Source organism: Methanoculleus horonobensis (assembly GCF_001602375.1).
Lineage (GTDB): Archaea > Halobacteriota > Methanomicrobia > Methanomicrobiales > Methanoculleaceae > Methanoculleus > Methanoculleus horonobensis.
Genome location: NZ_BCNY01000004.1, coordinates 55198 through 68486, shown reverse-complemented (window position 1 = coordinate 68486; position 13289 = coordinate 55198). Strand labels below are relative to the sequence as shown.

Here is a 13289-nt window from a genome sequence, read left to right as displayed (position 1 = left end):
TGGGGGAGGGCGCTATATATCTTTTCTGTGCGGACCATCTACCCTGCAGAGCAACGGTCGGACTTCGAATCTGTGCCGGGCCTCGTAGCGGCGCCACGGGAAACCCGTCTCCGAAAGCCCCGCCGCAACGACTGCCAGAGCAGCCGCGCCGAAGAGGTGTGCGCGGTTCACCCCTTCCGCCCCCTCCCTGCACGGGCGGCCAGCAGCCCTCCCGCGAGCGCAAGGATGCCCATCCCGGCGGAGAAACCGGGCGCGGTCCGGGCCTGCGGCGGCTCCGGCTCCAGTTCCAGGTCGAGCCGGTTGGTGGTGTTCTCAAAGACGACATCCCGGTGCAGGGAGAGGTAGCCCTCCTTCTCGACCGATATGTTCTGGGTGTAACCGAACGCGTTCTCGATCAGGTAGCCGCCGTCGCCGCCGGTTTCGGTCGTCACGGGATGGGGTCCCCAGGCGAGCGGGAGGACTGACTCGAACCTCACCGTTGCGTCCGGGACCGGACGGCCGTCGATGTCCCTCACCGTCCCGATCACGTAGATCCGGGGCGGCGGCGGGATATCGACGTTGACGTAGACGTGCAGCACCGCACTCGATCTCGTCCCCAGGTTGTCGATCAGGGTCACGGTGATCGTCTCGTTGCCCTCCGCGACCGGGACGGTGCAGGCGAAATTGGTCGCGTTCCCGCACGAGACCCTCCCGGCGCTGCTCTCGACCACCACGTCCCGTATCCCGTTCGAGGCCTCGGCCCTGCCGGTGACCGTGACCTCGGGCGGGACGAGATCGCTCCATACCGTCTCGTACTGCTTCGGTGAGATGACCGAGAGGAACGTCGAGGTCTCGACCGGTTCCTCCCCGGCGCTCGCCGGGGCTATAGCCGCAGAAAACAGCACGAGAATACTAAAGATCGTCAGAAGGGTTCGTCTCATTGCCCGGCTCCTTGAAAGAGCGATTGGGGAGGGGGGTTTATATCCTTTCTGTGCCGTTCGTCTCCGCGTATGCAACCCTCTCCGCCAGGGCGATCTCCCGCGGGGCAAAAATGACCAGCGCCCGGGGATCCTCGTCGATGGCGGTCGGCGTCCGGTTTTCGTCCGGCGGGTCAAGAGGGTAGATCTCAATGGTGTTCCAGACCTCCGTGGTGGCAAAGGAGATGAACTTCAGCGGGCGGAGCGTGCCGTTCTCGACGGCGTAGATGTTTCCATAGGTGTCGTCGTAGGTCCGGTTCTGCTCGTGGTAGAAGATCTTCAGACTCGTTCCCCCTTTGCCGTAGGAGATCTCGTCGAACGGGATGTCGTCGGCAGCGGCGAGGGTTCCGAGCGGGTGGGCATGGGGAGGGCGGTAATCGAGCCGCTGGGACGAGAGGTAGGCGCTCCCGTTCTGAAGGACAAAGGCGGAGTGGACCCAGGGTTCATCCTCCATATCGGCAAAGAAACCGAACTGGATATAGGTGAACGAGCCGTTCGCATCGAAATCCATGACAAGCAGCGACGACTTCGCCGTCCGGTTGTCGAACGGGATCTGCTCTTCCATCGCCTCCCAGATCTCGAGGAACGGGGGGTTATGCTGTTCCGCCGGGAGGACGGGGACGGTCTCGTACTTGATCGTCTCGTAGCCGGGCGGGACGTAGGAGGCACGCCAGAGGACGAACACCACCACGATAACGATGCCGAGCATAAGCCACCGGTCTCTCATGCGTTCGTGCTCCCGGCGATGAGGTAGCCGCCGTCCGCCGTGCCGATGCCCCGGAACGAGTAGAGGTCGATCGGCTGCTCCTGCCGCCAGATCTCGCTGCCCGTAACGTCCCTGCCGACGAGTGTGGAGCCCCCATCGGCAGCGGTGGCCGAGAGGGAACCGCTCGGCGATGCGACCACGGCACCGCCGGCTTCGGCGGCGGTTCTGTAATCCATCACCTCTCCGTTCTCGTCGAGCGTAAAGAGGTAGCCGTGGTTGGCCCGTTCGACACCGCCCCAGAAGTTCTCGGGGAAGGTCGTCGACCGGTAGAAAACCGCGAACCGTCCCGGCGCCGTCTCCCGGACACCCAGGAGTTCGTCGAGCCCGTCGCTTCCGAAGTCCCGCTTCCAGAGGACGGTACCGTTCCCGTCCAGGCGGACGGCCTCCAGGTAAGTCTCGAAGTGATCCCCGGAGAAGACGTGCTGCCCCTCTGCAACGACGAGAACGCCGCCCTCAGGGGCCGGGTAGATCGGGTGGTACTCGATACCGCCCGCGGAATCGAGCGAGGTCTGCCAGAGCCGGGTGCCGTTCTCGCTGAAGCAGGCGACCTTATCCTCCCACGCCGCGACGTAGCGACCGTCCTGAGCGAGGAGGGAGACGGGCACCATCCCCTGATCGTCTTCGACGAACGATCGCTCCCAGACCGCCTCGCCCCCGGCACCGACGCGGACAATCCCGGGGGTCTCCGTGGCTACCAGGAACCCGCCGCCGGGCGCCGGGACGAGCGCGGTCACGCGCCCATATCCGGCTTCGGCGATCACCCGGCCGAGGGCGTCCCCGTCTTTAGTGTAGGTGAGGATATGCGCCGTGCTCCCCCCCCGGCCGTAATCCGTGACCGCGAGAGCGTAGCCGCCCGGGAGTTCAGCGAGGACGTCGGGCCGGTCGTAGGCGTCGATATCAACCCGCGCCTCCCACTTGATATCGCCTGTGGCGGAGACCTTGACGACCAGAATATCGGTCTCCGGCGCGGGCTCGCCGCCCGAGTAGGGTGCCGGAGGGATGACGCCCACGGCGATACCGGCCGTCGCGAGGAGCGGCAGGACAGCGATGAACGCGACGGCGACCGCCGCGAGCGGGAGAAGGTCGCGGTACGGCCGCTCCGGGTCGAGGAACGACGCGACCAGCCCCCCGAGCCCGGCAACCAGCGTCGCGCCGCCGACGAGGAGGAGAACCTGCCCCGGGGCCGCGACGAGCGACTGGACGAGGTAGGTGGGGTTGCCCGCGAAGAGGAGCGTCCGGGCGGCGATTCCGGCGACCGCACCGGCAAGGAGGGCGGAGAGGAGCCGGGTGCGTCGCGAGGCGGTGCCGTTCATGTACGCCGGGAGGAGTCCGGCGAAGAAGAGCACCAGCAGGATCGAGACGAACGTCTGGGTGATCCCCACCCCCAGGAGAGCCTGGTTGTAGGCGGACGGGGCGCTCCAGTACCGCGTGAGCGCTCCCACCACCCCGAGGACGGCCGCCCCGGCAAGGAACCCGATGCCGATCGAGACGGCGGCGATGCGGCGCGTTACAGGGGGTTGCTCCTCCATCATAGTGAGTTCTGGGACGCGGGAATATATACGGTTTCTGTGCAGGCCGTCTATTCACAAGCCCCGGTTTCTCTGAAACCCGGCAATGAGGGTCGCCGAAAAAGCACAAACATAATGGTTCCTTACCCCAATCTCTGAAGCATGCGACGCCGGGCGGCTATTCTACTCCTGATCGTTCTCATGGCCGCTCTCCCCGCCTCTGCAGCCGCCGGGTACACGGTCAGCCCTGCCGGCAACTACGTACCCGACGGCCCGCCACAGGATCTGACGCCCATCGAGTGGTGGCAGGTTCCGCCCCAGGTCCTGATAATCGGTATGCTCATCGGGACATCCCCCGAACTCCTGGTCGTCGCGAACGTCCTCGTTCTCCTGAACGTCTGGCTCTTCTTCGGCTACCGCCGGATTGCAAAACGCGCCGCGCTCGAACACGAGACCCGGACGGCGATCTACGACCACATCCGCGCTCACCCGGGCATCCGCCTCGGGACTCTCGCCGAAGACCTCGGGATAAACCGGGGAACCCTGCGGTACCACCTCGGGAAACTGCAGGAGTTCGGGATGATCGCCACCGCCGCCGTCGGGGGGCAGACGGGATACTTCGAGAACCGGCAGAAGTATTCGGCTCTCGAAGAGAAGGTGCTCATCCACCTCAAGAACCCGAACACCCGGGAGATCCTCTTCACGCTGCTGGAGAGCCCCGGAGCGTCGCGGCCGGAACTTGCCGAACGGCTCGGGATCACCGCCTCGTCGATCTCGTGGCACCTGCGAAGGCTGAAGGGCGACGGCGTCGTGCTCCGGGAGAAGGAGAGAGGAGACGTCCGGTATACCCTCTCGGGAGAGGCGGCGGCGTTTGTCGGGGAGCGGACGGGGGGCGGGGCGGCGACGTCCGGGGATTGCCGGGGCACCGGGAGTGAGGGGGCGGGCGCCGGGATCGAGGGGTAAGGGACGGAGAGAACTGTTTTCTTCCGCGTATGCTGCCACCTTATCTTTAGTAAAAACACATTCATGGCAGTGACACCGATGAACTCCCACCGCATCCGCACCGAACACCTCGACCTGATCCCCGCCACGCTCGGAATCCTCGAGGCCGACCGGGACGACCTCCAGGAACTCGCCCGCCTCCTCTCCGCCGCCGTCCCGGGATCGTGGCCGCCGCCGCTGCTCGACGGTGAAACGCTCGCCGAGTTCATCCGGATAACGGCAGAGAACACCGACCCCTGCTTCATAACCTGGTACTGGGTGCGGGACGACCCCGCCGAGGGCGGCCGGGTTCTCGTCGGCAGCGGCGGACTGGCCTCGGCACCCGTTCCCGATACAGTCTTCATCGGCTACTCAGTGCTCGAAGAGTTCCAGCGCCGCGGCTATGCGACCGAGGCGGTGCGCCACATCATCGCGACCGCATTCTCCCTTCCCGGCGTCCGGCGGATCGTGGCGACGACCTACCCGGACCTCGTCCCATCCGTCCGGGTGCTCGAGAAGAACGGGTTCACCTGTGCCGGGGGGACTCCCGGAGGCGAGGGGTTCGAGGAGGGAACCATCGCCTACGTGCTGGAGAGGGACGGCGATCCGGCCTGAAGGGGGGGGGAGGACGCCGGAGTGGAGGTGCCCTGCCCGCACAGGAACCTATATGAAGTGTTCGCGCCCTGTGAGCCTGCCGAGATCAACAGAAGATTGCGGCAGGATGTGGGAATCATGGCATGGAGAAGACCGTCACGCGAGATCTGGAGCGAATTCGACCAGATGATAGGGGATATGCAGAAGCAGTTCTCCGAGGTGATGGAGCGGCTCTCGGGAGCCGCACAGCAGGTGCCCACGCTCGGGGGAGCCGGGACGGTTGTCGACGTCGTCGAGCACGAGGACGACGTCGTGGTCGTTGCCGACCTCCCCGGCGTCGAGAGGGAGGGGATATCCGTCCGGCTCCTTGATGCGAGGACGCTCAGGGTCACCGCCAGAAGAGAGGAGGCGAAGGAGGAAAGACAGGCCGGATATCACGTGCGGGAACGGAGGTTCGGCGCGATCTCCCGGACGGTCTCCCTCCCGACCGAGGTCCGCGACGAGGGGGCGACCGCCACGTTCAAGAACGGCGTCCTCGAGGTGCGGCTGAAGAAGGTTCCCGAGACTCGCGGAAAAGAGATCTCGCTGACCGAAGAGGCCGGCCAGGCCGCCGAGCAGCACAGGAAGCAGGTGGAGGAAGGATACCGGGAGGCGCGGGAGAAGATAGAACCATCCGGGTACCCGAGCTCACGGGACGTGATGGGAGCGGCGGAGGGGATCGAACTCGAGGAGCGGGGGAGTCCCGAAGAGCAGGAGACGGCCGCGAAGCTCCGCGAGCAGAAGGAGCAGCTCTACAAAGAGGGGAAGAGGAAACTCGAGGAGTAAGCCGGTCACCTCGAAAGGTTCCGGAGGATATCGAACCCCGACTCGATGGCATCCAGGTACCGCCGGTTGCGCCCGCCCGGGTAGGGAAGACAGAGGAGCCGGCTCTCCTCGAAGATCGCCTCCCGGGATAGCCCGGTGATCGTCCCGGCACCACAGAGAGCGCTCGCGTAGGGCTCGATACACCGAAGGCCGGTGAGCGCCGTATTCCCGAGGGCGACGACGTACTCCGGGGCGAGGGCGGCAAGTTCCGGGGCGAGCGTCTTTTGGGCGCTCATCCTGACCAGATCTGCCGGGATGGCAGGCTTACGGTTCTTCCGAAAGACGCACCTGACCGTATCGACGAGGAAGAGACCCCTCTCAGTGAAGAGATCGAGGTTCTCCCGGCGCGAGCTGCCGTCGAGCCCGAGCAGACGAAACAGGTTCTCCGCGAGCCCACGGGAGAGGGGCGCGGCGCCGGGACGGCACGGCGCGTCGTAGCGATCGTTCCAGAAGTAGGGGTAGCCGGGGCTCCGGCAATCGGCCGGTTCCGCGATCTCGTGCCGCCCGGCGGCCCAGGGCGGAGACTCCGCGACGAAGAGCACCTTCACGCGGCCGGATCTCCGGGATGCGGCATCGCAGGCGTCGTGGGGCAGGAGCCCGGGCAGGAGAATGCCGCCTAAATCAGGGCGGGCGGCGGCGTAGAGGCGGTAGGCTTCCCGCATCGCCGCCGGAGAATGTCGGGGATCCATCAGTGCAGGTTTGCCGCGGTGACGGATATGTTTCACGGGCAAAACCCGGCATGGGATGCGACATATAAAGAGGTCTCAGAACCAAGAAGTGGAAGAATGGAGAAGAATATTACCTTCCAGGAACTCAATATCTCGCCAAAGACACTCCGCGCAATAGAAGATATGGGCTTTGAGGAGCCCACGCCCATCCAGACCAGCACCATACCGGCGATACTCGACGGACGCGACGTGACCGGCCAGGCACAGACCGGAACAGGAAAGACGGCGGCGTTCGGCGTCCCGGCGATCGAGCGTGTCGACCCCGACAGCCGGAAGACGCAGGTGCTCGTCCTCTCCCCCACCCGGGAACTCGCCATCCAGACCGCCGAAGAGTTTTCCCACCTCGCGAAACATCACCGGGGCATCAACATCCTCCCGATCTACGGCGGCCAGCCGATCGATCGGCAGTTCCGGGCGCTGGAACGCGGCGTCCAGATCGTCGTCGGGACACCCGGCCGGGTGCTCGACCACCTCGACCGCGGGACGCTCTCGTTTGGCGCGGTGAAACTCGTCGTCCTCGATGAGGCCGACCAGATGCTGGACATGGGCTTTCGTGAAGACATCGAGAAGATCCTCGACGAGACCCCGCGTGACCGCCAGACGATCCTCTTCTCGGCCACCCTCCCCCGACCCATCCTGGAGATCTCGAAGAAGTTCCAGAAGAACCCCGAGTTCATCTCGGTCGCGCGCCGGGAAGTGACCGTCCCGCAGATCGAGCAGCTCTACCTTGAGGTGCGCAACCGCGACAAACTTGAGGTCCTCACCCGGCTGCTCGACATGTACGACCCCGATCTGACCCTGATCTTCTCGAACACCAAGAGGGGTGTCGACGACCTGACCACGCACCTCCAGGCCCGCGGCCACTTCGCCGAGGGGCTCCACGGAGACATGAAGCAGACGTTGCGCGACCGGGTGATGGCAAAGTTCCGCGGCGGGAGCATCGACGTCCTGGTCGCGACAGACGTCGCCGCACGGGGCATCGACGTCGAGGACGTCGACCTGGTCATCAACTACGACGTCCCGCAGGACATCGATTACTACATCCACCGCATCGGCAGGACGGCGCGGGCCGGGCGCGCCGGCCGGGCCGTCACGTTCGTGGGCCAAAAAGAGTACTTCAAACTCCGGACGATTCAGAACTACACGAAGATCAACATCGCCCGGATCCCGCTCCCGACACAGGGGGACGTCGAAGAGAGCCGGACGCGTAAACTCATCGAGCGGGTGCAACAGACCATCGAGGCGGGTGATCTCGACAAGTACGTGAATCTCATCGAGCGGATCATCACCGAGGACTACACCTCGCTCGAGGTCGCCGCCGCCCTCCTGAAACTGGAAATCGGCGGGACCGCCCAGGGCCAGCCACAGGATATCAGACCGACCCGGGGGCAGGCTCTTCTCAGGATCCCGGTTGGAAGGGAACACCAGATCAGGCCGAAGGATATCGTCGGAGCGCTCGCGGGGGAGACCGGGATCTCCGGCAGCGCCATCGGCGCGATCAACATCTACGACACCTACTCCACCGTCGACGTGCCCATCGAAGCCGCCGAACAGATCATCGAGGGGATGAAAGGAAAGACCATCGCACGGGCCAGGTTGACCCGACCGATCGAGATCGTCGAGGCGGCTGGCGGGCGGTAAGGGCATACAGGCCGGCGGCGTGCGGAGCCGGCCTCCACAAACCTTTTTGCCGGGCCGGCGCAGCTCACCGGGATGCTTGAGACGCACCGGAAGGGCGGCAGAGCAGAACAGTCGTTGACCCGGGACGCTTTCCCCGAATCAGGAGCACCGTCCGGTATGAACCGGCGGGATCACCGCATGGGAACCCGGAGGTGCGGCGGGATTCACCGGGGTTGCGGCACCGGTCCCGTCCGGAGAAATGATTATATAGACTGACACGTATTCTACACCGTCTGGGGGTGGTGGCGTCAACAGGTACGTACAATCTCTTGTCTTCCGGAGTCTCATCGCCATCGAAAAAATCGAGGATTATCTGCCCTAAGACCCGCAAATAGCATATGTAAAGGATAGGGTGCTGCAAACTCCTGCCCGGGTTCGGCCGGCCATCTCTGCCACCTGCCCTGCATAGGGGGGCGCGACGGGGCAACCCGACCCGAAAGCGCCTCCCTCCGGAAAAAAAACCGGATCCCCGAAATAAGTCCAGACGAATCTGCCGGATGGGCGCGGCCGTGAGACCGCTTTAACGGCCCCGCCCGCAGTACGTGTATCGGGATTGTATGCCTTTTTTTATGTATTCTGAACGCCGAGCTCCGCGCTCAGCATGTCCAGATAGTCGGAGAGAAGACGGGTGATCAGGAAGTTCTGCCGGACGTGCTCTTTGCCTGCCCGGCCGAGCCGCTCTCCGAGATCAGGATTCTCGAGAACCTGCCGGATCCTCCAGGCAAATCCCTCGGTATCAGTCGGGTCGAGGAGGAAACCGGTCTCCCCGTCCTCGATCTGGAGCGATATGCCCCCGACCCGGGACGCGATGACCGGACGCCCTTTCCAGAGTCCTTCGGTGACGGTCAGACCGAACCCTTCGCGGAGCGACTTCTGGAGGATGACGCACGAGACTCGCTGCAGGGCGTTGACCAGCAGGTGGTCTTCGGCGGTGATCAGGATGACGTCGCCGGCCTCGATGAACTCCCGCGCCTTCTCCTCGACGCTACGGTAGATCGCCCAGCCTTCGGGGTCGTCCGGAGCCATGCTCCCGCAGAGCACCAGCCTGCAGTCGACGTGTTCGCGTACCCGGGCAAAGACGTCGACGACGCCCTCGGGGTCCTTCCACTTATCGAACCGCGAGATCTGGGTGATCAGCGGCTTGTCTATCGGCACGCCGTACTTCTCAAGAAGCCCTGCGATCTCCGCGTCAGTGAGATCGCGGTTCTTCTCCGAGAGGGGGTCGATCGCCGGGCGGCAGATCCACTGCTCCATCGGCATCCCGCGGCGCCGGTACTCCTCGTGCGAGATGACCATCCGGTCGTAGTCAAGGACAAAGTCCTTGAGGAACTCCCAGAGGTTCGCATCAGGGTTCGAGAGATCGACGTGGCACCGCCAGACCCAGGGCTGGGTCTTCTCGTAGAACCGGATCAGGGGCAGGGGCTGCGGGTCGTGGATGACCACAAGGTCGTGGTCAATCTTCATCTGCCCGGAGAAGCCCTCGTTCGTTTTGAGGTAGAGCTGCTTCTCATCGTCCGAGAACGATATCGCCTGTCCCTGGAGCGCGTTATGGAAGTTCTTGGTGATGGTGAAGAAGTCACCCTCGCCGGTCAGGATATTCCACTGCGTCCTGATCCCGACGTCGTTCATGAGCGGAACGAGCGAGAGGATCATCTCCGCCACGCCGCCGCTCTGGTAGGTCGAGTTCACGTGAAGGATCCGTCTTCCCTGGAGAACCGCCGCCTTGCGGTAGATCCCGGAGATGACTTCGTCGCCGACGATGGGCCGGTGGTCCTCGAGCGTCCGGCCGTTTTCGCAGATGCAGGTTATTCCGTCCATATAGGCCATCGCAAATCTCCCCCTCAAATACAGTTTTGAGACTTACTGCACACAGCATCTATGAGCACCAATTAATAAATATATGCTTATAAAAATGGCCCGTTTGCCGCCGGAATTTGCTCGCGACGTCGATTTTGTCCATAGTATATCGATTCCGGCGATGCAGACCAACGATGCCCGGGACAAAAAGGGTTAATAAGGTGAAAAAATTCGGAGCCCCGGGACGATGCGGATCCGGAGAGCGCAAGAGACGGAGAAGGCGACGCGCCGAAAGAAATGAAGAAGCAATGCCCATATAGGGAGGATTCCCAACACTATACGGTGCGATGTATCGAAATCACGCCGGGAAACCCGGCATCGATCCCGGGAACACGTCCCTGTTCACCACCCCCGACGGGGTAACCTTCAGGAGGATGCCGCACGGAGCCGACGCCGTCTACGTCGTCGGCGAGTACCGCTTCGACGACATCCGGCCCGACGAGATCGTCCTGGACATCGGGGCCAACGTGGGCGCTTTCTGCATCCGGGCCGCCCGTCGTTCGAGGCACGTGCTGGCCGTCGAACCCATCCTCACAGAGGCGCTCCGGGAGAACGTCGCACGAAACGGCGGAGGTGTCGATGTGGTGGACGGGGCGCTCGGCACGGGGGAGAGAGTCCGGATCGCCTGGGGAGAGAGAACCCTCGCCGTGACGACCTGCACCCTCGAGGAGTTCGCCGCCGCGGCCGGGGGGTGCGACTTCTTAAAGTGCGACTGCGAGGGGGCGGAGTGGTTCATCAGGCCACAACACCTTGATGGGGTGCGCCGGATCGAGATGGAACTCCACATGCCCCCGATCGGGGGGCCGGTGAACAGGAGGCTCCTCGACTACATCGGGGAGCACTACGATTTTGAGATAGAGCGGACGCCCGGCTACGATGTGAAGGGCGTGATAGGGGTTCTGCACGCCATCCGAAAGGGCGGTAGATGAAGATCCGCCGGCCTTCGCGAGCCGGGATAGTTCAGGGAATCCCGGCCGGGATAAAATGGCCGGTAAATTCCCCGAGATCCGGCTAACCGCGACCAACCGGCATGCATAAATAGGGATCGGCAACAACGCCCCGGGTGGTGATGTAGTATGGCGCAGGCAAAAGAAGGCGACACCGTAAAGGTGCACTACACCGGAAAACTTGAAGACGGAACGGTCTTTGACACGTCAGAAGAACGAACGCCTATCGAGTTCACCATCGGCAGCGGCCAGATCATCCCCGGGTTCGAGCGGGCCGTGGTCGGCATGGAGCCGGGAGAGACGAAGACGATGAGGGTCCCGCCCGAAGAGGCATACGGCCCACACCGCGAGGAGATGACCATCACGGTGGACAGGGGACAGTTCCCCGAGGAGATCAACCCCGAACCCGGCCAGCAACTCCAGGTTCAGCAGCCGGACGGCCAGGCGGCCGTCGTCGTTGTGAGCGACGTCTCGGAGTCGACCGTGACGCTGGACGCAAACCATCCCCTTGCCGGCCAGCCCCTGACATTCGAGATCGAACTCGTGGATATCGTCAGCGCCAAGCAGGAGCAGGCAGCCGGGTAACTCCCTAAGAGCGCAGGATTTTTCTTAGTTCTGAAAGCGGCCGGGTGTTGGCGATATCGCCGGCCGTTAGCCACCCCCGCCGGGCGGTCGCGACGCCGAGTTCCATATACCGGAGGTTCTCACGGCGATGGGCATCCGAGGCGACCGAGAACCGGACGCCTGCCCCGCGGGCCGAACGGGCATTGATGTCGGAGAGGTCCAGCCGGGCCGGGAACGCGTTGATCTCCATAAGCACCCCGAGCGCTGCCGCGGCTTCGAAGATTGCGGCGAGATCGATCCGGTAGGGTTCACGGGAGAGGAGTATCCTTCCTGTCGGGTGGCCGATGATATCGACGTGATCGTTCTGCATCGCCGCGAGCACCCGTTCGGTCATCTCGCTCTCGGACTGCTTGAACCCCGAGTGAACGCTTGCCACCACCACGTCGAGGTCGGCGAGGACGCTGTTCGGGAGGTCGATCGTGCCGTCCATGCCGATGTTGCACTCGGTGCCGGTAAGAAGGGTGAATTCGTCATCGCTCTCCCGGTTGATCCGCTCGATCTCCCGCATCTGGTCGGCAAGACGCCCGGGGGAGAGGCCGCGGGCGATACGGAGGCTCTCTGCATGGTCGCAGATGGCAATGTACTCGTAGCCGAGCGTCCGGGCTGCCTGTGCCATCTCCTCGATGGAATGAGCGCCCTCGCTCCAGGTGGTGTGGACATGGAGGTCGCCCCTGATCACGTCGTAACCGACGAGATCGGGGAGGGTTCCGGTTCGGGCAGCCTCAAACTCGCCCCGGTTCTCCCGGAGTTCCGGCTCGATCCAGGCGAGACCGAGGGCGCGGTAGATCCCGGCCTCGTCCTCTCCCGCGACCGCCCCGCCGGTCGCAAGGTCGACGAGCCCGTACTCGTTCAACCGCCAGTTCCTCGCGATCGCGAGTTTGCGCATGACGATGTTGTGCTCTTTCGAGCCCGTGAAGTACTGGAGGGCGGCTCCGAAATGTTCGTCCTCCACCACCCGCAGATCGACCTGGATGCCGGTCGAGAGCACCACCGAGGTCTTCGTCGTCCCCCGGACGAGGACGCGCTCGACCCCGGGGAGGGTGGCGAAGACCTCCATCACCTCCTCGGGACGCGCTGAGGTGGCGAGGATGTCGACGTCCCCGATCGTCTCTTTCCTCCGGCGGATCGACCCGGCGAGGCTCACCTGACGGACAGACGGGAGCGAGGCAAGCCGCCGCTCGATATCCCTGGCGACGGGAAGGATCTTTCCGAGAAGACGGCGCTCCTCTGCCGTCCGACTCAACTGGATGCTCGCGAGGATATTCGCTTCGGTCTTCTCCCCGAAACCGGGCAGATCGCGGATCCGACCGGCCAACGCCTTCGCCTCCAGGTCGTCGACCGTCCTGACGCCGAGTTCCCGGGAGAGGGCGATCGCCTTCTTCGGCCCGATCCCCTCGAGCCGGGTAAGGTGCTGCACGCCTTCCGGGAGTTCTGCCCGGAGAGAGGAGAGGTATCCAAGGCTGCCGGTCTCGAGGATCTCGCGGATCTTCGCGGCGATGGCTCTCCCCACCCCGGGAATCTCGTCGAGATCGCCTCTCCGCTCGAGATCGCCGATACTCTCCGGCAGCGTCTCGATCGCCAGCGCCGCCCGCCGGTATGCCTGCGGCTTGAACCGGACGCCCTTGATCTCCAGGAGATCGGCGACCTCGTAGAGGATCGCCGCGACCTCGACGTTCGTCACCCTTGAGTGGTTCTCCATGACGTTCACCCGGAACCGGAAGGCAGAGGAACTGCAATTCCTGATTCATTCATCACCGGGGCCTACTTGAAGGTTGTGATCTCCG

12 protein-coding genes are annotated in these 13289 nt (G+C 64.1%); 6 read left to right on the top strand and 6 right to left on the bottom strand.

Annotated features, from left to right (window positions below):
* Positions 1-167 precede the first annotated feature (167 nt).
* Genes MCUHO_RS00400 through MCUHO_RS00390 form a run of 3 tightly spaced genes read right to left on the bottom strand, consistent with a single transcriptional unit; the run spans position 168 to position 3254 of the window.
* Positions 168-920 (bottom strand): peptidase associated/transthyretin-like domain-containing protein, encoded by a 753-nt coding sequence (locus MCUHO_RS00400; protein ID WP_067072195.1) that lies wholly within the window; start codon positions 918-920, stop codon positions 168-170.
* A gap of 37 nt (positions 921-957) precedes the next feature.
* A complete protein-coding gene (locus tag MCUHO_RS00395; protein ID WP_153019966.1) occupies positions 958-1665 on the bottom strand; it encodes a hypothetical protein in 708 nt (235 codons plus the stop codon).
* 14 nt (positions 1666-1679) lie between these two features.
* Positions 1680-3254 (bottom strand): PQQ-binding-like beta-propeller repeat protein, encoded by a 1575-nt coding sequence (locus MCUHO_RS00390; protein ID WP_067072191.1) that lies wholly within the window; start codon positions 3252-3254, stop codon positions 1680-1682.
* Between the two features lie 138 nt (positions 3255-3392).
* Between MCUHO_RS00390 and MCUHO_RS00385 the strand changes: the two genes are divergently transcribed.
* The 3 genes from MCUHO_RS00385 (at position 3393) to MCUHO_RS00375 (ending at position 5630) form a co-directional block, all read left to right on the top strand.
* Positions 3393-4193, top strand: coding sequence for a winged helix-turn-helix transcriptional regulator (locus tag MCUHO_RS00385; protein WP_084385834.1), 801 nt, complete (start codon positions 3393-3395; stop codon positions 4191-4193).
* A gap of 78 nt (positions 4194-4271) precedes the next feature.
* Entirely contained in the window at positions 4272-4826 is a 555-nt protein-coding gene (locus MCUHO_RS00380) for a GNAT family N-acetyltransferase (protein ID WP_067072187.1), read from the top strand.
* 117 nt (positions 4827-4943) lie between these two features.
* Positions 4944-5630, top strand: a complete 687-nt coding sequence (locus tag MCUHO_RS00375; protein WP_067072185.1) for an Hsp20/alpha crystallin family protein — start codon at positions 4944-4946, stop codon at positions 5628-5630.
* A 5-nt stretch (positions 5631-5635) separates the two neighbouring features.
* On the opposite strand, the gene MCUHO_RS00370 is transcribed toward MCUHO_RS00375, so the two are convergent.
* On the bottom strand, positions 5636-6358 hold the full coding sequence (locus tag MCUHO_RS00370) for a uracil-DNA glycosylase family protein (protein WP_067072182.1): 723 nt from the start codon (positions 6356-6358) through the stop codon (positions 5636-5638).
* A gap of 96 nt (positions 6359-6454) precedes the next feature.
* Between MCUHO_RS00370 and MCUHO_RS00365 the strand changes: the two genes are divergently transcribed.
* Positions 6455-8038: a DEAD/DEAH box helicase gene (locus MCUHO_RS00365; RefSeq protein WP_067072181.1), complete on the top strand. Its 1584-nt coding sequence runs from the start codon at positions 6455-6457 to the stop codon at positions 8036-8038.
* Positions 8039-8644: 606 nt separating this feature from the next.
* Here the strand turns inward: MCUHO_RS00365 and MCUHO_RS00360 are convergent.
* The gene (locus tag MCUHO_RS00360; RefSeq protein ID WP_067072179.1) at positions 8645-9904 is read right to left on the bottom strand and encodes a glycosyltransferase; all 1260 of its coding nucleotides are present in this window, start codon (positions 9902-9904) and stop codon (positions 8645-8647) included.
* 317 nt (positions 9905-10221) lie between these two features.
* On the opposite strand from MCUHO_RS00360, the gene MCUHO_RS00355 reads away from it, so the two are divergent.
* Together MCUHO_RS00355 and MCUHO_RS00350 are read left to right on the top strand one after the other, a co-directional pair.
* Complete coding sequence (locus MCUHO_RS00355; protein ID WP_067072177.1) at positions 10222-10863, top strand: FkbM family methyltransferase; 642 nt, start codon at positions 10222-10224, stop codon at positions 10861-10863.
* 147 nt (positions 10864-11010) lie between these two features.
* Entirely contained in the window at positions 11011-11466 is a 456-nt protein-coding gene (locus MCUHO_RS00350; RefSeq protein ID WP_067072175.1) for an FKBP-type peptidyl-prolyl cis-trans isomerase, read from the top strand.
* Positions 11467-11470: 4 nt separating this feature from the next.
* On the opposite strand, the gene polX is transcribed toward MCUHO_RS00350, so the two are convergent.
* Entirely contained in the window at positions 11471-13204 is a 1734-nt protein-coding gene (gene polX, locus MCUHO_RS00345) for a DNA polymerase/3'-5' exonuclease PolX (protein WP_067072253.1), read from the bottom strand.
* Positions 13205-13289: the final 85 nt, after the last annotated feature.